Origin of the sequence: Pseudomonas sp. GM33, assembly GCF_000282295.1 — a bacterium.
Lineage (GTDB): Bacteria > Pseudomonadota > Gammaproteobacteria > Pseudomonadales > Pseudomonadaceae > Aquipseudomonas > Aquipseudomonas laurylsulfatiphila.
This window is the reverse complement of the sequence record NZ_AKJO01000034.1, coordinates 1-20,220: the sequence shown is the minus strand read 5'-3', so window position 1 is coordinate 20,220 and position 20,220 is coordinate 1. Positions and strand designations below refer to the sequence as shown.

At 61.4% G+C, this 20,220-nt stretch carries 21 protein-coding genes; 12 read left to right on the top strand and 9 right to left on the bottom strand.

Annotation, left to right across the window (positions count from 1 at the left end; all coding sequences use genetic code 11):
• Complete coding sequence (locus PMI26_RS23430; protein ID WP_007971640.1) at positions 1 to 2,451, bottom strand: penicillin acylase family protein; 2,451 nt, start codon at positions 2,449 to 2,451, stop codon at positions 1 to 3.
• A 95-nt stretch (positions 2,452 to 2,546) separates the two neighbouring features.
• The gene (locus tag PMI26_RS31810; RefSeq protein WP_238540797.1) at positions 2,547 to 2,807 is read right to left on the bottom strand and encodes a hypothetical protein; all 261 of its coding nucleotides are present in this window, start codon (positions 2,805 to 2,807) and stop codon (positions 2,547 to 2,549) included.
• Between PMI26_RS31810 and PMI26_RS23435 the strand changes: the two genes are divergently transcribed.
• A complete protein-coding gene (locus tag PMI26_RS23435; protein ID WP_238540796.1) occupies positions 2,709 to 3,242 on the top strand; it encodes a cysteine hydrolase family protein in 534 nt (177 codons plus the stop codon). The two genes, PMI26_RS31810 and PMI26_RS23435, sit on opposite strands and share 99 nt — an antisense overlap.
• A 171-nt stretch (positions 3,243 to 3,413) precedes the next feature.
• On the opposite strand, the gene PMI26_RS23440 is transcribed toward PMI26_RS23435, so the two are convergent.
• The 4 genes from PMI26_RS23440 to PMI26_RS23455 all read right to left on the bottom strand — a co-directional run bounded on the left by PMI26_RS23440 (position 3,414) and on the right by PMI26_RS23455 (position 5,177).
• Positions 3,414 to 3,620, bottom strand: coding sequence for an SEC-C metal-binding domain-containing protein (locus tag PMI26_RS23440; RefSeq protein ID WP_007918601.1), 207 nt, complete (start codon positions 3,618 to 3,620; stop codon positions 3,414 to 3,416).
• Positions 3,617 to 4,111 (bottom strand): LEA type 2 family protein, encoded by a 495-nt coding sequence (locus tag PMI26_RS23445; protein WP_007971637.1) that lies wholly within the window; start codon positions 4,109 to 4,111, stop codon positions 3,617 to 3,619. Before PMI26_RS23445 ends, PMI26_RS23440 begins: the two co-directional genes overlap by 4 nt.
• A gap of 75 nt (positions 4,112 to 4,186) precedes the next feature.
• A complete protein-coding gene (locus PMI26_RS23450; protein WP_007971635.1) occupies positions 4,187 to 4,675 on the bottom strand; it encodes a YchJ family protein in 489 nt (162 codons plus the stop codon).
• Between the two features lie 4 nt (positions 4,676 to 4,679).
• Positions 4,680 to 5,177: a DUF6231 family protein gene (locus PMI26_RS23455; protein WP_007971634.1), complete on the bottom strand. Its 498-nt coding sequence runs from the start codon at positions 5,175 to 5,177 to the stop codon at positions 4,680 to 4,682.
• Positions 5,178 to 5,366: 189 nt separating this feature from the next.
• On the opposite strand from PMI26_RS23455, the gene PMI26_RS23460 reads away from it, so the two are divergent.
• The 4 genes from PMI26_RS23460 to PMI26_RS23475 all read left to right on the top strand — a co-directional run bounded on the left by PMI26_RS23460 (position 5,367) and on the right by PMI26_RS23475 (position 8,033).
• Positions 5,367 to 6,056, top strand: coding sequence for an OmpA family protein (locus PMI26_RS23460; protein WP_007971631.1), 690 nt, complete (start codon positions 5,367 to 5,369; stop codon positions 6,054 to 6,056).
• A gap of 91 nt (positions 6,057 to 6,147) precedes the next feature.
• On the top strand, positions 6,148 to 6,855 hold the full coding sequence (locus PMI26_RS23465; RefSeq protein WP_007971629.1) for an OmpA family protein: 708 nt from the start codon (positions 6,148 to 6,150) through the stop codon (positions 6,853 to 6,855).
• A 148-nt stretch (positions 6,856 to 7,003) separates the two neighbouring features.
• The gene (locus PMI26_RS23470; protein WP_007971627.1) at positions 7,004 to 7,282 is read left to right on the top strand and encodes a DUF1145 domain-containing protein; all 279 of its coding nucleotides are present in this window, start codon (positions 7,004 to 7,006) and stop codon (positions 7,280 to 7,282) included.
• Entirely contained in the window at positions 7,275 to 8,033 is a 759-nt protein-coding gene (locus PMI26_RS23475) for a hypothetical protein (RefSeq protein WP_007971625.1), read from the top strand. Before PMI26_RS23470 ends, PMI26_RS23475 begins: the two co-directional genes overlap by 8 nt.
• A gap of 201 nt (positions 8,034 to 8,234) precedes the next feature.
• Here the strand turns inward: PMI26_RS23475 and PMI26_RS23480 are convergent, their stop codons facing one another.
• Positions 8,235 to 8,699: a CopD family protein gene (locus tag PMI26_RS23480; protein ID WP_007971624.1), complete on the bottom strand. Its 465-nt coding sequence runs from the start codon at positions 8,697 to 8,699 to the stop codon at positions 8,235 to 8,237.
• A gap of 99 nt (positions 8,700 to 8,798) precedes the next feature.
• Here PMI26_RS23480 and dinG point away from each other — a divergent pair, with 99 nt between their 5' ends.
• The 5 genes from dinG to pdxH all read left to right on the top strand — a co-directional run bounded on the left by dinG (position 8,799) and on the right by pdxH (position 16,640).
• On the top strand, positions 8,799 to 10,943 hold the full coding sequence (gene dinG, locus PMI26_RS23485; protein WP_007971623.1) for an ATP-dependent DNA helicase DinG: 2,145 nt from the start codon (positions 8,799 to 8,801) through the stop codon (positions 10,941 to 10,943).
• A 96-nt stretch (positions 10,944 to 11,039) separates the two neighbouring features.
• Positions 11,040 to 13,511 carry a beta-galactosidase gene (locus PMI26_RS23490; RefSeq protein WP_007971621.1) on the top strand — a complete coding sequence of 824 codons (2,472 nt, stop codon included), beginning with the start codon at positions 11,040 to 11,042 and terminating at the stop codon, positions 13,509 to 13,511.
• A gap of 191 nt (positions 13,512 to 13,702) precedes the next feature.
• Positions 13,703 to 14,848 carry an EstA family serine hydrolase gene (locus PMI26_RS23495; RefSeq protein ID WP_007971617.1) on the top strand — a complete coding sequence of 382 codons (1,146 nt, stop codon included), beginning with the start codon at positions 13,703 to 13,705 and terminating at the stop codon, positions 14,846 to 14,848.
• Between the two features lie 112 nt (positions 14,849 to 14,960).
• Entirely contained in the window at positions 14,961 to 15,968 is a 1,008-nt protein-coding gene (locus PMI26_RS23500; protein WP_007971616.1) for an OmpA family protein, read from the top strand.
• A gap of 24 nt (positions 15,969 to 15,992) precedes the next feature.
• Positions 15,993 to 16,640: a pyridoxamine 5'-phosphate oxidase gene (pdxH, locus tag PMI26_RS23505; RefSeq protein ID WP_007971615.1), complete on the top strand. Its 648-nt coding sequence runs from the start codon at positions 15,993 to 15,995 to the stop codon at positions 16,638 to 16,640.
• Between the two features lie 5 nt (positions 16,641 to 16,645).
• Here pdxH and PMI26_RS23510 read toward each other — a convergent pair whose 3' ends face one another.
• A complete protein-coding gene (locus PMI26_RS23510) occupies positions 16,646 to 16,882 on the bottom strand; it encodes a hypothetical protein (RefSeq protein ID WP_007971613.1) in 237 nt (78 codons plus the stop codon).
• A gap of 164 nt (positions 16,883 to 17,046) precedes the next feature.
• Here PMI26_RS23510 and PMI26_RS23515 point away from each other — a divergent pair, with 164 nt between their 5' ends.
• Positions 17,047 to 17,511 carry a glycine zipper 2TM domain-containing protein gene (locus PMI26_RS23515; RefSeq protein WP_007971612.1) on the top strand — a complete coding sequence of 155 codons (465 nt, stop codon included), beginning with the start codon at positions 17,047 to 17,049 and terminating at the stop codon, positions 17,509 to 17,511.
• A 104-nt stretch (positions 17,512 to 17,615) separates the two neighbouring features.
• On the opposite strand, the gene nhaA is transcribed toward PMI26_RS23515, so the two are convergent.
• Entirely contained in the window at positions 17,616 to 18,803 is a 1,188-nt protein-coding gene (nhaA, locus tag PMI26_RS23520; protein WP_007971611.1) for a Na+/H+ antiporter NhaA, read from the bottom strand.
• 247 nt (positions 18,804 to 19,050) lie between these two features.
• Between nhaA and PMI26_RS23525 the strand changes: the two genes are divergently transcribed.
• The gene (locus PMI26_RS23525) at positions 19,051 to 20,148 is read left to right on the top strand and encodes a PLP-dependent cysteine synthase family protein (protein WP_177323520.1); all 1,098 of its coding nucleotides are present in this window, start codon (positions 19,051 to 19,053) and stop codon (positions 20,146 to 20,148) included.
• Positions 20,149 to 20,220 lie beyond the last annotated feature (72 nt).

Below are 20,220 nucleotides of genomic sequence, written 5' to 3'. Positions count from 1 at the left end.
TTACTTGCCGGGCGTCAGCGTCAGTCGATTCTTGCCATAGGCATTGTCGAAGTTCTGCGGCTGCATCGGCAGGCTCATGTACTGGCCCTTGAGCCAGGGTTCGATGCTGTTGAGGTAGTTCGCACTGGCCGGATTGCCGGACTGACCGGTACCGTTCTGCGCCATCAGCGGTTCGGACTGGCCGAAGTCGACGATAAAGCGCATGGCGGGCGCCAGCGTGGTGTTGAAGTCCTGGCCCCAGGCGAACGCGGCGGTGTTGAGTGTGGTGTGATCGCCACCGGCCGGCAGTGGACCGCGTACTGTCTGGCCGCTGCTGTTCTTCCACTCATAGCGGTGCAGTTTGCCCCACTGCCAGACTCTGTGATCGCCGCCCAATTGACTGTCGCCGGCGCTGATCGCTGCGGCGAGGCTGCGCGCGAGGATCGCCGGTTTGTCTTCTTTCTGCGCGGTGCGCACGTCATCCCAGAACGGGCTGTCCTCACGCCCGAGCAAGTGATCGGCCTGGGCCGCGTAGGACAACTTGCCATCGGCGACAAAGGCCTTCCACGCCGGGCTGCTTTCCGGGCCCAGTTCATCGAGGAAGATCTGCCGGGTGCTTTCCTGCAGGAACAGTTCGTAGATGGCCGCATCGGTGGACGTCGGGCTGAGCTTGCCATCGAACGCCATCAAGCGGCTGTAGGCTTCGTGTGCCTTGGCGCGATCGGCCGCCGGCAAGGCGTCGATGGCTTGTTTGAGTGGTTGGGCCATGCCCGGCGCTTCGAACATTTTCTTCAGCTTGGCCGCGAAGGTCGTGGTCTGGTCGTACTGCATGGCGATCAGGCTGCGGCTGTCGTGTTTGCCGGCGCCGGCCAGTTCGGCCAAGCGCTCGCCGCGCTCCGGTGCGGCCCAGGAGTTGGACAACTGCATGCCGTAGCCATGAGGAATGACCCGCTGGTTGGCGGTGCCGAGCCAGCCTTGGGCCGGGTCCTGGTCGTACGGGTGCAACATCGGGTCGGCATAACCGTCCCAGTCGTAGCGACCTTCCCAACCCGGCGAGGGCAGCAGGCCTTCGCCTTCGCGGCGGTTCGGGTAGCGGCCGGTGACTTGCCAGCCGATGTGGTTCGCGTCGGCAAACACCAGGTTCAGTGCGATGGCGCGGATTTCGCGACTGGCATCCGACGCCCTCTCGGCGCTCTGGGCGCGGGAGAGGTCGAAGAACGCGTCCAGGGACTTGTCGTCGGTGAAGTTCGGCATCTGCAAGGCCAGGCCGAAACCATTGGCCAGCGTGGTGCCCTGGGCGCTGTTGAGCAGCGGGCCATGGCGGGTTTCGTACACCGCCTCGCGAATCGGCCGCTGGCCTTTGACGAAATAGGTTTCGTTGCGCACGATCGCCGGCTGCCACTTCCCGGCGTTTTCGTAGGTAAGCCCGTTGCCCTGGCGCTTGATCTTCTCCAGGAACAGGTCCTGGTTGTCGCCCATCACGGACGCCATGCTCCACGCCACTTTACCGTTGAAACCACCAAGCACCATCGGCAGGCCCGGGATGGTCACGCCGGACGCCTGATACTTCGGTGCGCGAATCTGCACGTAACTGAACAATGAAGGCACGCCCAGCGGGCCATGACTGTCACTGGCCAACAGGCTCTTGCCGCTGCGGCTGCGTTGCGCGGCGATGGCCCAGTTGTTCGACGAGGTGGCGCCCAGCAGGTTCAGGTCCGACAGTTGTTCCGTGGCTTTGCTGAGTTCGGCCAGACCCGGTACTTGCCCGTTGAGCTTGAGGCCCTGGAGCTTTTCGCTCTCGGCGACCGGCAGTTTTTCGTCGGGGGCGGACGGCGTCAGCCACGCCAGTTTGTCGGTGGTGACGGTCTGGGCCAGTACCAGTGAGGAAATTTCTTCCGGCAGATTGGTCGACTGGCTGAAGTTCAGCAGGCAGAAAATCAGCGCCGAATCTTCCGGCTGCCAGTATTCAGGCTGGTAGCCGGTGGCCGCGAGGTCCGCCGGCAGTTTGTCGCGGTAGCGGAACAGGTAGGCATTGACGCCCCGCGCATAGACTTCGAAGAAACGCTTGAGGCGCGGTGAAGAGGCCTTGTACAACTCGCCGGCACTTTTCTTCAGGTTGACCGCCCGCATGTAACGGTCGGCATCCAGCAGATCCGCACCGTGCATCTCGGCCAATCGACCCTGGGCCAGCAGGCGCAGGGTGACCATCTGCGTGATGCGGTCGCTGGCATGCACGTAACCGAGGGTGAACAGCGCGTCGTGGAAACTGTTGCTTTCAATCAGCGGCATGCCCATGGCATTGCGGCGCACCGAAACGTTCTGCGCCAGGCCCTTGAGCGGCTGCACGCCGGAGGTCGGCGGGAGGGTGTCCTGGGCGTTGAAGTTCTGACAACCGGTCAGGCTCAAGACGCCCGCCACTGCTGCGGCAACGCCGAACCGGGGTAGAAAATGAGTAAGGGCTGGCGAGGCCATGGCAAAGCTCCTGCGGGGGTAGAGGCGGTGGGGCGCAATAAAGGCGCTACGTTAGTGAGCAGGCGATGGCCGCGCAAGCGGGGTAAGAGGTTATTTCAGGATTTGTCAAAGATCGGCGTATCTCCGTAGGAGCTGCCGAAGGCTGCGATCTTTTGACTCCCAAGGGTGGCTTGCCAGCCGTTACCGGTGATGTTGAAGTGCGACACGGTCAACAATCCTGGAGAAAAGTCGGCATGGAGCTCAAGGCAAACGCGGCACTGATCATCATCGATCAACAAAAAGGCATCCTTCACCCCAGGCTTGGCCGCAGGAATAATCCCCATGCCGAAGAGCGCATGCTGGAATTGCTCGCTCATTGGCGCCGCACCGCTCGGCCGGTAATCAATGTGCAGCACCTGTCCCGCTCGGAGGACTCGGTGTTCTGGCCGCAGCAGTCGGGAGTGGAGTTTCAGGAGCGATTCGCGCCAATGGCCGGTGAACGCTTGATCCAGAAGCAGGTGCCGGATGCGTTCTGTGCAACGGGTCTGGAGACGCAGTTGCGTGAGGCGGGGATCGGGCAGTTGATCATCGTGGGCGTCGCGACCCACAACTCGGTGGAGTCCACGGCGCGCACCGCGGGCAACCTGGGATTTGATACCTGGGTGGCCGAGGATGCGTGCTTTACGTTCGACAAGGCTGATTTTTTCGGCCATGCCCATAGCGCCGAAGAGGTGCATGCGATGTCGCTGGGGAATCTGCACGGCGAGTATGCGACGGTGGTCAGCACTGCCACCCTTTTAATGGATGACTGACAACTATTGTGGGAGCGGGCTTGCTCGCGAAGAGGGCCTCAGCTTCAACATCGTTTTTGCCTGACACACCGCTTTCGCGAGCAAGCCCGCTCCCACAAGGGAACTGCATTCACAGCACAGGTCTGCTCGCGAAGACGATTCAACAGGCGAAGCTAATCTTCGCCCGAATCATCAAGCGCCGTGGCACTTCTTGAATTTCTTGCCGTTACCGCATGGGCACGGATCGTTGCGGCCGACGTCTTTCAGGGCATTGCGCACCGGTTCCTGGTGAGCGTGGCCACAGTTCGGGCCGTGGACATGGCCGTGGTCGTGATCATGGTGGTCATGATCGTGATCGTGGTTGCAGTCAGGGCCGTGGACATGGGGTTGCTGGGTCATCGGTGTTGCTCCGGAATTAAATCGGCGGCGATTATCACGCCATTGCGCGCCAGGTGCACGTAGTGGGCGATGAATATACCGGTTTCCAGTTCACCTTCCAGACGATAGGGAATGGGTTGGTCGGATTTTTTCAGCAGTTTGGCCAGATCCCGGACCTTGGACCACAGGTTGGTGCGGATCGGCACCTTGAAGTAGGCACTGTGCCTGGGGCTGATGGTGAACCAGTGTTCGTACTCGCCGTCGGCCAGCAGTATGTCACCCAGGTGAACGCGGTACTCCAGGCTGCGCACCGTCAGGTCGCTGTCGTTGGGGTTGTCGATGCGAAAATGCAGGAGGAATTTCTGCTCCAGCAGTTTGGCGCTGACCACCTCGACCTTCACCAGATGGACCTCGGGGTCCGGCAAGTCGTCGTCGAACCACGACGCACAGCCGCCGAGTCCCAGTGTCAGGAACACGGTGAGCAGACAGCGTGTGCCGCGGCGGATGATCATCGTGGTGGTTCTCCCTTGAGTCCCAGTCTAGACCCAAAGGATCGCAGCCTTCGACAGCTCCTGCGTGATGGACCGTCATTCCATGGACTGGCTGCTGAAGTATCCCGCACAACATTTCTTGAACTTCTGTCCACTGGCGCATGGGCAGGGGTCATTGCGCCCGAGTTTGAGTTGCACGGTCGGGTCAATGAAATACCAGCGCCCGGTGTTCTGTACGAACGATGAGCGCTCTCGATGACTGTGCTCGCCACCGCTGTCGTGCCACCGCGCGGTGAAGGTCACGAAAGCGTGTTCAGGCTGGCCACCCAGCACTTCGGAACTTTCCACCTCAAGGCCCAGCCAGGTACTTTGCGCACTCCAGTCGCTGATCGATTGACGGTCCAGGCCGGCCTGTTGGGCGGGCAGGGTGGTGGCCACCAGATAGTCGACCAACCCCAGCACGTAGGCGCTGTAGCGCGAGCGCATCAAGGCTTCGGCGCATGGCGCCGGGTGTCCGGCATGGTAGTGACCGCAGCAGGCGTCAAGCAGGGTGCCGCTGCCGCAAGGGCAAATGGATGTACTCATTGCTTTACCACCAGTATTTCCCAAAGTTTTCCGGATTGGCCCAGAAGCGCGAATTGAGCCAGTCAGGGACTTGTTTGTATTCAAGCAGATCGTAGGTAAACAGGGTCAATACCTGTTCATCCCGTTGAAAGCGTTCGCTGGCTTGCAGGGCCAGGGAGAAAAAATCTGTTTCCTGCCAGCCACAAGCCGGCAGATCCGCCAGCACGGCGATGCGGCTGGCGTTGAGGTTGCGGATGCCGCCCAACAGGTTCAGGCCGTCGCGTTTGGGCAAATGCTCCAGGCAATCAACCACCAGGGCCAGGTCGAACCGGCGGGCCGCCAACTCGTCGGGCAATGGGCCTGGGGCCGCGAAAGCCACGCAGCTGTCCGGGTGCGCGAGTTTGAATGCTTCCAGTGCCGGGAACTCGCTGGCGCCGATCAACAACAGGCGCGCGGGGGCATATCGGTCAAGTAACGCGGCCAGTGCCTGCTGCGGTGTGCGTGAAGAAATACCTGCAATCATCGAAGATCCTCAATCAGATCTGCCAAGACTAGCCTGCCCGGACGTTCGGGCCTAGAGCGGCTTGGCGACAAATGCGCCAAGCTGCCGTTAATGCCTGAATAAAGAGCATGGCCTATTGCTGGCGGAGATTAATACTCGGGTCTTTACTACCTGAATCGGTTCTAAGCCGATCCTTCAGGAGAAAACTAGATGAGCATAGTTCGGACAGCATTACCCTTGGTTCTGCTAACCAGTGTGTTGACTGGTTGCGCAGGTTTGCAGAAAACCGACTGGCCGACCTGTGCGGCGGTTGGTGGTGTCGTGGGTGCGGGCCTCGGTGCGACCGAAAGCTCGGCATGGGCAGGGTATGGTGCTCTGCTCGTTGGCGGTACGGCAGCGGCTTATTGCTGGGTGCACGGTGATGGCGACGAAGACGGCGACGGTGTGCCGGATAGTCGCGACAAGTGCCCGGGCACGCCTAAAGGCGTTCATGTCGATGCCAACGGTTGCCCACCACCAGCGCCTGTGGTTGAAGAGGCGGTTGTGGTCAAGGAAGAAACCATCGTCATCCGCGATGTTCACTTCCAGTTTGATAAAGCCACGCTTACCTCGTCCGATAAACAGGTCCTCGACAAGATTGCCACTCGCCTGAAAGCCGAAGCCCCGACTGCTCAACTGACCGTAACCGGTCATACCGACAGCGTGGGCAGCGACGCCTACAACCAGAAACTGTCGGATAAACGCGCCCACTCGGTGGTTGAATACCTCATCGAGCAAGGCGTACCTCGCAGCAACTTCGTGTCGGTGGTCGGTGCCGGTGAAAGCCAGCCGGTTGCGGACAACAAAACCGCTGACGGTCGTGCACAGAACCGTCGTACGGAAATCAAAATCCAGCGTTGACTCCCCCTCGCATCCGCGCCTTGTGCAGTCGCGGATGCGGGTCTTTACTCCTGTGTAACCGGTATGGGCCGGTGACACAGGAGCTTTCAATATGATCGTTCTCACAAGGACCGTCTTGCCGGTTCTGCTACTTGGTAGCCTATTGACCGGCTGCGCGACCCACAGCGATGGCACTGCCCCCCTCAATCAACGTACCTGGCCAATCTGCAGCCTCATCGGCGGCCTGGTCGGCGGTGGCCTGGGCGCGATCGAGAGTGGCGCCTGGGCCGCGGGTGGGGCGGCGCTGGGTATCTTGTCCGGCGGCTTGATCTGCTATGCCCAGGATGGCGACGAAGATGGCGACGGCGTTTTCGACCGGCGTGACCGTTGCGCTGATACGCCGGCCAATACCCTGGTCGACCATCGCGGTTGCCCGGTGCCGCTGTACCCGGACCGCGTCCAGACCGAGCCTGCGCAAACCCAAGTCATTACGCTGAGCGATGTGATGTTTGTCTTCAATCAATCCGACTTGACCCCAACGGCCAAGAGTGAACTGGATGCGATGATGAGCCAGTTCGAGGATGCCGATGTGGTCAGCATCAAGGTGGTCGGCCATACCGACAGCGTGGGGTCGGATGCCTATAACCAGGCCTTGTCGGAGCGACGCGCCAGCAGCGTGGCGGAATACCTGATCAGCCAGGGTGTGGCGCCGAACAAAGTCACCAGCGAAGGCAAGGGCGAAAGTCAGCCGATTGCCGACAATGAAACGGAAGAAGGACGTGCGAAAAACCGTCGCGTAGAGCTGCATATAAACCGCTGAGCCAAGAGATAGAGCCGTCGAGCAACAGTTGTGAGCGCTGCGACGGCCGTTCGGCGGCCTTCATGAAGATTTTTCCATTGCCCTCTGGCTTATCCCGCGCGGAAGCCGTTACTGTGCGCCCAAACAATAATTCTCATCGGGGGAGCGTATGAAGGTCTTATGGGGGCTGGGGCGGTTATTGACCCTGCTGTTCTGGTTGGTGGTGCTGGTCAACCAGCTCACGCCATTTGTCTTTCCGCTGCACCCGTTGGTCAATCTGGCCGGCGGCCTGTTGGGGTTCATCCATCTTCTGGAAGCACTGTTGTGCTATCGCAGCCTGCGAGGTCGCGCCCATCCCTGGCTTGACCGCCTGAGGATCGTCATTTTCGGTGTATTCCACCTGCAAACCATTCCAGCCCCCAGCGCTTCGAAGGCTTCCCATGCGTAAACTCTGTCTGCTCGCCGCACTCATCAGTCCATTGGCCAGCGCACAGGTGGTGAGTGTCGAACCCAACTCGCTGATGCGTTTGCCCAACACCGCCAGCACCCTGCAACTGGAACGCCTGGAAGTGGCCGATTACGGCACCTTGCTGATTCCTTCGAACGTCACCGAAGTCACCGTGGGTGAGTTGCATCTGGGGCGTGAAGCGCGCATCGCCATTGTGCCGGGAGAGCAGGCGCTGGCGCTGAAGGTCCGTCGCGCTGATTTGTCCGAAGGCAGCCAGATCACCGCGCGGGGCGCGCCCGGAACCTATCAGAAAGCCGCCCGCTCCGGGCGCAATCTTGATTTGCAGATCAAGACACTGAATGCACCACAATTGTTGGTGGACGCTCGAGGCGGTGCAGGCGCACCGGGATTTGTCGGCCTGGATGGCGCCAACGGTCAGGACCCTGGCTGCACCTGGGGCCAGGCCGGTCGCGGTGCCGATGGCAGTGATGGCAGCAATGGTCAACCAGGTGCGCCGGGTGCGTTGGTCAGGCTGTCAGTGCCGCACGACTTTCCGGCAGACCGGATCAAGGTGCAGGTGGCTGGCGGTGCCGGTGGCCTGGCCGGCCCGGGCGGCAAGCCGGGTGCTGGCGGCAAGGCCAAGGGCTGCCTGGTCTACAAGGCCGATGGCGGCAAGAGCGGCAAACCTGGCGCCGACGGCCAGCCGGGGCCAGTAGGTGCCGCGGGTTCAGTGACGGTTCAGCGCTTGTAAGAAACGCCGAGAACCCGTGGCGAGGGGGCTTGCCTGTGGTGAGGGGGCTTGCCTGTGGCGAGGGGGCTTGCCCCCGTTGGGCCGCGAAGCGGCCCCAATTCCCGCAATCACAATACTGCTGAAGGTTAGCGGTGTCTGGTTTTACGACTGCTTCGCAGTCGAGCGGGGGGTGAGCCCCCTCGCCACAATACCTCGGCAGATTCACAGCATCGGCCTAGCCGCCGCAATCACCACCACAGCCAACCCCACCAACAGATTGATCCCCACCAACCGGCGAATCCGCCCCAGCACGCTGGCACCCGCCGGCCAATCCTGTTCGGCCACGGCGGTGCGCAGCTCCGGCAGCATCAGCGCCTGAATGCGGATAAACAGCGCCGTCATCACCACATACAGGCCCATCATCACTTGCACATAGCGCGGTGCGGCTTCAAAGCCGTTGAAGTGCATATGCAGCATGCCCACGCCGCTGACCGGCAACAGCACCACCGCCACCCAGACCCAGCGGAAAAAACCTTGAAACACTTCTACCCACAACTTCAGTCGGGCAGGGCCTTCAAGTGCCGTGATCGCGGCGGGGCGCAGGACCATCCAGGCGAAAAACATGCCGCCGACCCAGATCAGGGCCGCCAGTACATGCAGGCTATATATGAGGCTAAAAGGTGTCATTCGGATACTCCGTTCTGCGCAGGATTCATTAGCGGGGTATGATAGCCGTCGATCCGAACCACTGAAAATTTATCCAGCGTTTTTTGCGCCCGACAATCCATGATCAGCACCGAACTCAAAACCACGATCCAGGGCGCCTACTCGCGTTTTCTCGAAGCCAAGAGCCTCAAGCCGCGCTACGGCCAACGCCTGATGATCGCCGAAATCGCCAAGGTCCTGGGTGACATCGACACCGACGACGAAGGCCGGCGCAGTGGCGACCCCGCGATTGTCGCGGTGGAAGCCGGTACCGGTACCGGCAAGACCGTGGCTTACAGCCTGGCGGCGATCCCCACGGCCAAGGCCGCCGGCAAGCGCCTGGTGATCGCCACGGCCACCGTGGCGCTGCAAGAGCAGATCGTCTACAAGGACTTGCCCGACCTGATGCGCAACAGCGGGCTGAATTTCAGCTTCGCCCTGGCCAAGGGGCGCGGGCGCTACATGTGCCTGTCCAAACTCGACATGTTGCTCCAGGAAGGCCACGCGCAGACTGCCACTGCGCAACTGTTCGAAGAAGAAGGCTTCAAGATCGAGGTCGACGAGGCCAGCCAGAAGCTGTTCACCAGCATGATCGAGAAGCTCGCCGGCAATAAGTGGGACGGCGACCGCGACAGTTGGTCCACCGCCCTGGAAGACGCCGACTGGGCGCGCCTGACCACCGATCACAGCCAGTGCACCAACCGTCATTGCCCGAACTTCGGCCAGTGCGCTTTCTACAAGGCCCGCGAAGGCATGGGCAAGGTCGACGTGATCGTCACCAACCACGACATGGTCCTGGCTGACCTGGCCCTGGGCGGCGGCGCCGTACTGCCGGACCCGCGCGACACCATCTACGTGTTCGACGAAGGCCATCACCTGCCGGACAAGGCCATCGGCCACTTCGCCCATTACACGCGTCTGCGCTCCACTGCCGACTGGCTGGAAACCACCGCCAAGAACCTCACCAAATTGCTGGCCCAGCACCCGTTGCCGGGCGACCTGGGCAAGTTGATCGAGCAGGTGCCGGAGCTGGCGCGGGAGATCAAGACCCAGCAGCAGTTCATGTTCACCGCGTGCGAACAGATTGCCGATTTCAAACCCGGCGAAGACGTCGAAGGCCGCGAGCGCCCGCGTCACCGATTCGTCGGCGGGGTGATTCCCGAGCACATGCGTGAAATGGGCATCGAACTGAAGAAAGGCTTCGCACGGCTGACCGACTTGTTCACCCGCCTGACCGACCTGCTCAAGGAAGGCATGGACGGCGAGGTCAACATTGGCATCGCCAGCAACCAGGCTGAAGAGTGGTACCCACTGTTCGGCAGCCTGCTGTCGCGCTCTTCCGGCAACTGGGAGCTGTGGACCGCCTTTACCGTCGAAGACCCGGAAGACAACCCGCCCATGGCTCGCTGGCTGACCCTGGCCGAAAGCGGTTCGCTGTTCGATATCGAGGTCAACGCCAGTCCCATCCTCGCGGCGGAAATGCTCCGGCGCAATCTGTGGAACGTGGCGTATGGCTGCCTGGTGACATCGGCGACCTTGACCGCCCTCGGTACCTTCGACCGCTTCCGCATGCGCGCCGGGCTGCCGAAAAAAGCCGTGACGGCGGTGGTGCCGAGCCCCTTCCATCATGCCGACGCCGGTGTGCTGCGGGTGCCGAACCTGAACGCCGATCCCCGTGATGCAGCGGCACATACCGCCGCGATCATTCGTGATCTGCCGGAACTGGTCGAGGGCTCGCGGGGCACGCTGGTACTGTTTTCCTCGCGCAAACAGATGCAGGACGTGTTCGATGGCCTGGACCGCGACTGGCGCAAGCAAGTGTTCATTCAGGGCAACCTGTCGAAGCAGGAAACCCTGAACAAGCACAAGGCGCGGGTCGATGGCGGGGATTCCAGCGTGCTGTTCGGCCTGGCCAGCTTCGCCGAAGGGGTCGACTTGCCCGGTGCCTATTGCGAGCACGTGGTCATTGCCAAGATTCCATTCTCGGTACCCGATGATCCCGTCGAAGCGGCGCTGTCGGAATGGATCGAAGCCCGGGGCGGTAACCCGTTCATGGAAATCTCCGTACCGGACGCCTCGCTGAAACTGGTCCAGGCCTGCGGTCGCTTGCTGCGCACCGAAGAAGACCGCGGCACCATCACCTTGCTCGACCGGCGCCTGGTGACCCAGCGCTATGGCAAAGCCATCCTCAACGCGTTGCCGCCGTTCCGTCGAGAAATTTCCTGAAGCACCGGTGGGCAGTTTTGCCCACCGCGTTGTCTATCTCTCTGCCACCGCTTTTTCACTGGCCCATTGAAGGTCGTTAGGGAGAATTTCGTTCTCATGATTTGCCGTTCGTTGCCTGCCGTATTTGCCCTGTTGTTCGCAACACCGCTGTTGGCTGCACCTGCCAGCCAGCAGACGCTGTTCAACTTTGTACGCCCCGCCGACGTGGTCCAGGTGGCGACACAGGACGCCAGCCTGCCGCAATCCAACGCCGAGCAAACCCCTGAAGGCGAAGTGCTGCGCCGGGTGACCTTCAACCCGGTCGCCCGGCCGACGTTGCGTCTGGCCCCGCAAACCGGTGCCTGGGACTGGTCGCAGTCGGGCGTCATGAGCCTGCGGATCCAGAGCGCGATGAACTGGGCGTTGACCCTGTACGTGACCATTCAGAGCAATGACGGCAAGACCCTGGTCAGTCGCGTCGATCTGCCGGCCGGACCGGCGCAAACCCTGTTGGTGCCGCTGCAAGCGACATCGCCGCTGAGCCAGGGCATGAAGGCCGGCCCGCCGATGCCGATGACTGTTGAGGGTCAGCGTGTATTGCTGGCCAGCAGCTCCGGTGAGCTGGATCGCAGCCAGGTGGTGTCCGTGACATTGTCGATGGACCAGCCCAAAGCCGCGCAAAGCATCCTGCTGGAGCGCTTTGGAGTGCAGGACAGTGAGTCGGTCAGCCAGGCCGTGTATGGCGGGTTGGTGGATGCGTACGGCCAGTCGACCCGGGCCAGATGGCCGGAAAAAGTCAGCAGCGACGAGCAGCTGAAAAGCGCCGCCGCCAAGGAACAGCATCAACTGAAAACCTGGCTGGCTGAACGTGAGAAGTCTTCCCTGGACAAGTTCGGTGGATTGACCAATGGCCCGTCATTCAAGGCCAGCGGCTTTTTCCGCACCGAAAAGCGCAACGGTCGATGGTATCTGGTGACGCCTGAAGGCCACCCGTTCTATTCCCTTGGGGTCAATACCGTGGCCCCGGATGTCAACCAGACCTATGTGGCCGGTCGCGAGTGGATGTTCGAGTCCCTGCCCAAGGCTGACGAGGCGCTGGCCAGCCACTACGGCGAAGGCAACAACCGTGGCGGCAATGGTGCCGATCAAGGGCGTGGCTACAATGCCGGGCGCTGGTACGACTTCTATGGTGCCAACCTGCAACGTCTGTATGGCGATCCTTGCGCGTTGGGCAGCGAAACCAAAGCGGGCGTGGCCGCGGCGGCCAAGGCGGCCGAGCAACTTGTCGCTCCTGCAACCGCCGAGTCCGGCGTCGCCGAAGCCGCCAAGACTGAAGCGACGATAACAACAGCGGCAGAGCCAACATCGGTCGAACCGTGCAAAGCTTTGTTCGACGAGCAACGCTGGGCCAGTCACACCCTTGATCGCCTGCTGGCCTGGGGCTTCAACACCATCGGCAACTGGAGCGCCCCGGTGCTGGGCAATGCCGATCGCGTGCCATACACCCTGCCGCTGTCGATCGTCGGCGACTATGCCAGCATCAGCACCGGTACCGACTGGTGGGGCGGCATGCCCGATCCGTTCGACCCGCGTTTTGCCATGGCCACCGAGCGAGCAGTGGCGATTGCCGCCCGCGACCATCGTGACGATCCGTGGCTGATCGGTTACTACGCCGACAACGAACTGGCCTGGGCCGGTCCCGGGGATGACCCGAAAGCCCGTTATGCCCTGGCCTACGGCACCTTGAAAATGACCACCGACGTGCCGGCCAAGCGTGCATTCCTCAAGCAACTGCGTGACAAGTACCGCAATCAGGCGGGCCTGTCGAAAGCCTGGGGCATTGATCTGCCCGCCTGGGAACTGATGGAGGATCCGGGATTCGTGCCGCCGCTGCCGAGCGCCGAGCACCCGGAAATCGAAGCCGACTTCAAATACTTCCAGAAGGTCTTTGCCGACACTTACTTCAAGACCATCTCCGACTCACTCAAGTGGCACGCGCCAAACCAGTTGCTGCTCGGTGGCCGTTTCGCCATCAGCACGCCGGAAGCCGTGGAGTCCTGCGCCCAGTATTGCGACGTGCTGAGCTTCAACATGTACACCCTGCAACCCCAGGATGGTTACGACTTCGCCAAGTTGCGCAGTCTCGACAAACCGGTGCTGATCACCGAGTTCAATGTCGGTTCGGCTGATCGCGGGCCGTTCTGGGGCGGCGTCACGCCGTTGGCGAAGGAGGAGGACCGTGGTGCGGCATATGCCAACTTCCTCAAGCAGGCAATGAGCGAGCCGTCGATTGTCGGTGTTCATTGGTTCCAGTACCTCGATCAACCGGTCACCGGGCGTCTGCTTGATGGTGAAAACGGTCACTTCGGGTTGGTGGGGATCACGGATCTGCCGTTCCAGGGCTTTGTCGACAGCGTGCGCAAGAGCAACCTGGCGACGGTCGAACAATTGGGCAAAGAGGCCGGGAAGGCTGCGGCCGACGCCGACAAAGCCAGCCACGACGCCGAGGGCGGTCGCAAGGCCGAGGCCGGCAAGGGGCCGGGGAAGGGCGCTGAACATGCAGGTGGGCATTCGGGGAAGGGCCATTAATCTCTGACACCTGAAAAAGATCGCAGCCTTCGGCAGCTCCTACAGGGGGTACGCCTTGCCACTGTAGGAGCTGCCGAAGGCTGCGATCTTTTGATCTTGAATGGACCGCCCAGCCCAACCCTGTTCCCAAAACCCTCAAGGGCTGGAACAATGCCCGCCACTTTGTAGAGCGTTAATCCGGGGAGTTGCGGGTGCAGATTCAGGGTCATTACGAGCTTAAGTTCGAAGCGGTGCGAGAGGCTTTCGCGGCGCTGTTCGACGATCCCCAGGAGCGTGGCGCAGCATTGTGCATTCAGATTGGTGGCGAAACCGTCCTTGATCTGTGGGCCGGCACCGCCGACAAGGACGGGGCAGAGGCCTGGCACAGTGATACCATCGCCAACCTGTTCTCTTGCACCAAGACCTTTACCGCCGTCGCCGCGCTGCAACTGGTGGCCGAAGGCAAGCTGAAACTGGATGCGCCGGTGGCACGCTACTGGCCCGAATTCGCCGCGGCCGGCAAAGCGTCCGTCACCCTGCGACAATTGCTCTGCCATCAGGCCGGTCTTCCGGCATTGCGCGAATTACTGGCCCCCGAAGCCCTCTACGACTGGCAAACCATGATCGACGCCCTGGCTGCCGAAACGCCGTGGTGGACGCCGGGCGAAGGCCATGGGTATGCGGCGATCACTTATGGCTGGCTGGTCGGCGAATTGCTGCGTCGTGCCGACGGTCGTGGGCCGGGGGAATCCATTGTCGCGAGGGTCGCCAAACCGTTGGGCCTGGACTTCCATGTAGGGCTGGCCGACGAAGAGTTCTATCGCGTGGCCCACATTGCGCGCGGCAAGGGCAATGTCGGTGATGCCGCCGCCCAGCGCCTGCTGCAAGTGACCATGCGTGAGCCAACGGCCATGACGACCCGGGCGTTCACCAACCCGCCGTCGATCATGACCAGCACCAACAAACCCGAGTGGCGACGCATGCAGCAGCCAGCCGCCAATGGCCATGGCAATGCCCGTAGCCTGGCCGGCTTCTACGCCGGCCTGCTCGATGGCAGCCTGCTGGAAAGCGAAATGCTCGATGAGTTGACTCGTGAGCACAGCCTCGGCGAGGACAAGACTTTACTGACCCGGACCCGTTTCGGCCTGGGTTGCATGCTTGATCAACCGGACGTTGCCAATGCCACCTTCGGACTTGGCCCGCGGGCGTTTGGTCATCCGGGTGCCGGCGGCTCCATCGGCTTTGCCGACCCGGAACACGATGTAGCCTTCGGATTTGTGACAAATACCCTGGGCCCCTACGTCTTGATGGACCCGCGTGCGCAAAAGCTGGTGCGGGTTCTGGCCACTTGTCTGTAAAAGCGGCTATCGGTCTCCAGGGCTGGAACCCGATAGCCTTTTCAGTTTCAAATCGTCAGTTTGTACGGGCCGACGTGGCCTGATTTTTTGACTTCATTTTTGTGGATATCCAATGTCATCCAATAAAACCCTCGCTTTGGCCCTGTGTTTCGCCATTACCGGTTGTGCACAGACTCCACAGAAAGACGCGACGGCACCTGTCGCGAAGACTGAAAGCGCCAGCCACTGGTACTGGCCGTTCGGTTCCGACGACAGCGCCGGCAAGCCCGTGGCCAAGCCGGAGGTGAAACCTGAGGTCAAACCCGTGGCGGTGGCCAAGGCCGAAACCGATAGCGGCAGCAAGTGGTGGTGGCCGTTCGGCGGTAACGAGAAGAGTGCCGCCAAGGCCGTGCCGATGCCCGACCCGAAAGTCACCCAGGCCTGGCTTGACGACTACGAGCCGCGTCTGCGCGAGGCGGTCAAGGGCAGCAACCTGCAACTCGAACGCCGCGAAAACGTGCTGGTAGTAACTGCACCGGTCGAAGGCTCGTTCAACCCTGATCGTCCGGCCATGCTGCTGCCGGTCACGCTCGGTCCGTTTACCCGCGTTGCCAAGATCCTTGAAGCCGATCCAAAGACCGCTGTCTTGATCCTCGGCCACAGCGATACGTCCGGCGCGGCGCCTGCCAACGTCAAACTGAGCCAGGAGCGTGCCCAGTCCGTTGCGGCGATTTTCCGTCTCAGTGGCTTGCAGCGTGATCGCCTGATGCTGCGTGGCCTGGGCGGTGATGCGCCGCGTGCCGCCAACGACAGTGCGCAAGGCCGTGCGTTGAACCGCCGTGTGGAACTGCTGGTGACCCCGCAAAACACCATGGTCGCGCTGCTGAGCAAGTACAACATGCCGGCCCCGGCCCCTGTGAACATGGTTGCAGCCGCTGACGTCAAGCCGGTCGCCAAGCCTGTGACACCGGCCCCGGCGACTAAAAAGGCTGCTGTTCCAGCGACGAAAAAAGCCCCGGCGAAAAAAGCTGCGGCCAAGAAAGCACCTGCGAAAACCGCAACGCCGGCGAAGAAAACCACACCAGCCAAAGCCTCCACGGCTGACAAGAAAGTCGCCGCCACTGATACTGCAAAGCAGTGATCCGTTAACCAAAAGGAATGCGCCATGACCCAGGGCCTGGCTGATATGCGTCGTGACTACACCCGTGACGGCCTGACCGAGGCGCAAGCCCCGGCCGAGCCATTTGCGTTGTTCCACCAGTGGTTCGCCGACGCGGTGAAAACCGAGCAGGCACCGGTGGAAGCCAACGCCATGACCCTGGCCACCGTCGACCAGGACGGTCGACCGCACTGTCGCATTCTGTTGCTCAAGGGCCTGGACGAGCAGGGCTTCACTTTTTTCACCAACTACGAAAGCGCCAAAGGCCAGCATCTTGCCGCGAACCCGTTCGCGGCCATGACGTTTTTCTGGCCGGCGCTGGAGCGCCAGGTGCGCATCGAAGGGCGGGTGGTGAAAGTGACGCCTGAGGAGTCCGACGCCTATTATCAGGTCCGTCCACTGGGCAGTCGCCTGGGGGCCTGGGCATCGCCGCAAAGCCGCGTGATCGCCGATCGTGGCGAGCTCGAAGCGCTGCTCAAGGACACCGAGCAACGATTCAGCGACACCCAGCCGCATTGCCCGGAACACTGGGGCGGTTATCGCCTGTTGCCGGAGCGCATCGAGTTCTGGCAGGGCCGCCCGAGTCGCCTGCACGATCGCCTCAATTACCGCCAGCAGGGCGCCGACTGGATTCTTGAACGTCTGGCACCCTGAACAGTCTACCGATCGGGATAGCCTGCCGCAGCGGCCTCCAGCCACTTCGGCAGGTCTCGACGCTTGATCTTCTGCGCTTGGGCATTCGCCAACTGTTCGAGCATAAAGGCTTTTTTCTGCTCATCCTTGCCAGCCAGCGCTAGCGCCAGATCGCGGTCCATCCAGCGTTTGATCCGTACGTACAGCCACCAGTGGAAGTACAAACCGGCAACCGTCGTGACGACGATGATAAAGTAGTCCATTGAAATCCTTGGCCTGTGGGCGGTTTTACGAATTTGCCGCTACTGTGTGAGTTCGTGCAGGCGCCTTAACGGAGCCTGAATCAAAACAATTTTACCCGGGCGGTGCCGTGACAGGCGTCAAGCTGCGGAGTTTAATGAACATCTGTTTCTTTGGAGTTGATGCTATGCGTAAGTCTGTTCTGCTGGTTGCTTCCTTTTCCACGATGGCGATGTTGCTCACTGGTTGCCAATCGAGCTTGACCGGTGACTCCTACTCCCGTGACGAGGCGCGTCGCGTGCAGACCGTTCGCATGGGCACCATCGAAGCATTGCGTCCGGTGAAAATCGAAGGCACCAAAACCCCGATCGGCGGCGCTGCAGGCGCAGTGGTTGGCGGCGTTGGCGGCAGCGCCATCGGTGGCGGCAAAGGCAGTATCGTTGCTGCGGTCATCGGCGCAGTCGCCGGCGGCCTGATCGGTTCGGCCGCAGAAGAGGGCATGACCCGCACCCAGGGCGTGGAAATCACCGTGCGCGAAGACGATGGCAGCATGCGTGCCTACGTTCAGGAAGTTCAGCCGAACGAAGTGTTCCGTGTTGGCGAGCGTGTGCGCATCGCCAGCGTGAATGGCACCAGCCGCGTTTCGCACTAAGCGCAAACACCGGATAAACAAAAAACCCGATCAGGTGACTGATGGGGTTTTTTGTTTTTCAGCGCAGGTGAGTCTTGCTTGGCGTCAGGCGATATCGCGGTTTATCAGGAGGCCTGGCCGGAGTGCTTGCGACTCGCCATCGCGGTCACCGCATAACCGATCAGTGCGGCGAGAATCGAACCGGTCAGGATTCCCATGCGGTCCATTCCGGCGAAATCACTTACACCCGGTTCAAAGGCCAGTGAGCCGACAAACAGACTCATGGTGAAACCAATGCCGCAGAGAATCGCCACGCCCAGTATCTGGCCCCAATTGGCGCCTTGGGGCAGGGCGGCGATACCGGTTTTCACGGCCAGCCAGGTCAGGCCGAAGACACCCACAGTCTTGCCCAGCAGCAGCCCGATGGCGATGCCCATGGGAACATGATGAGTGAAGCTTTCGACGGTGACGCCGCTCAGGGACAGGCCGGCGTTGGCGAAGGCGAACAGCGGCAGGATGCCGTAGGCGACCCACGGGTGCAGGGCGTGTTCCAGGGTCAGCAGTGGCGAAGGTTCGGCATTTTTTGTGCGCAGCGGAATGCAGAAAGCCAGGGTTACGCCGGCCAGTGTGGCGTGGACACCGCTCTTGAGCACGCAGACCCAGAGGATCAGGCCAATGATCATGTACGGCCCGAGCTTGACTACGCCAAGCCGGTTCATCCCGATCAGCGCCGCAATACAGGCGGCGGCCAGCACCAGGGACAGGGTCGACAGGGCACCGGAATAGAAGATCGCAATGATGATGATCGCGCCGAGGTCGTCGATGATCGCCAGGGTCATCAGGAACAGTTTCAGCGAAACCGGAACTCGTTTGCCAAGCAACGCCAGCACGCCAAGGGCGAAGGCAATGTCGGTCGCGGTCGGGATTGCCCAGCCGTTGAGGGCCGGTGGGGTGTCGCGGTTGAGGTACCAGTAGATCAGCGCCGGCACCACCATGCCACCAATGGCCGCCGCGCCAGGCAGGACGATTTGCGACGGTTTGGACAACTGGCCGTCGAGGACTTCGCGCTTCACTTCCAGGCCGATCAGCAGGAAGAACAGCGCCATCAGGCCATCATTGATCCATAGCAGCAACGGCTTGGCGATTTTCAGTGCGCCGATCTGGGCCACCACAGGAGTGTCCAGCAGGCCGTTGTACAGCCACGACAGCGGTGAGTTGTTGATGATCAGAGCCAGAACGGCAGCGGCGATCAGTAACAGACCGCTGGCAGCTTCCAACTGAAAGAAACGCGTGAAAGTGCTACGCAGAGGCAAGGTCGCTCTCCATCTGTGAATTCAAAAGGTGTTACACCCTAACAAGTACCGTTAGTTGTTAAAACAAAAGTTATATTCTTTTTTGTTATATCCCGTTACAGAGTGATCCGTCGCCAGCGAGCTGAGCCTAGCAGTTGTCGGACGTATTGGATCTCAGCTGTACCTGTGCCGGATGCAGGATTTTTCCTAAGCTGGTTGGATGGGCCTTGTGCCAAGGCCAACTCCTGCCCGATTCAACGAGAAAACCATCATGAGCGACAACCGACAGTGGTCCCGCGAGGCGATCCGGATCATCGAAGCCGATTTCCAGCGCAGCGCCGACACCCACTTGATCCCCTTGCCGCTCCCGGGCTTTCCGGGCATCGAGTTGTATTTCAAGGATGAGTCCAGCCACCCCACGGGCAGCCTCAAGCACCGTCTGGCCCGTTCGCTGTTCCTGTATGCGCTGTGTAACGGCTGGCTCAAACCCGGTGCGCCGGTCATTGAAGCTTCCAGCGGTTCCACGGCGATTTCCGAAGCGTACTTTGCACGCATGCTGGGCTTGCCGTTCATTGCGGTGATGCCGGCGACGACGTCAAAGGAAAAGATCGCGCAGATCGCCTTCTACGGTGGCCAAAGTCATCTGGTCGACGACCCGACCCAGATCTACGCCGAATCCGAGCGCCTGGCTCGTGAGCACGACGGGCACTTCATCGATCAGTTCACCTACGCCGAGCGCGCCACCGACTGGCGAGCGAACAACAACATTGCCGAGTCGATTTTTCAGCAGATGCGATTCGAGCAGCATCCCGAGCCGAGCTGGCTGATTTCCAGCCCCGGTACCGGCGGCACCACGGCCACACTGGGTCGATACGTGCGTTATCGCCAGCATTGCACCCGTGTGCTGTGTGCCGATGCTGAGCGCTCGGTGTTCTTCGATTACTACCAGACCGGCGATGCCAGCCTGCGACTGGACCATGGTTCGCGCATCGAGGGCATCGGCCGGCCGCGTGTGGAAGCGTCGTTTCTGCCCAAGGTGATCGACGCCATGGTCAAGGTGCCGGATGCCCTGTCACTGGCGGCCATGCACTACCTGGCGGAGCGCCTGGGACGCCATGTGGGCGGGTCGAGCGGGACCAACCTGATCGGCGCCCTGATGGCCGCTCAGCACATGAAAGCGGCAGGGGAGACGGGGTCGATGGTGGCGATTCTGTGTGACAGCGGCGAACGTTATGCCACGACCTATTACGATCCGCAGTGGCTCAAGGCCCAGGGCTATGAGTTGAGTGGTTTGATGGCTGCGGTCGCGGCGACGGTGGAGCGGGGTGAGCCGCTGCCGGCGAGCGTGCTGCGCGCCAATATCTGACACAAATGAAAAGATCGCAGCCTTCGGCAGCTCCTACAAGGGATGGTGTAAATCCTGTAGGAGCTGCCGTGT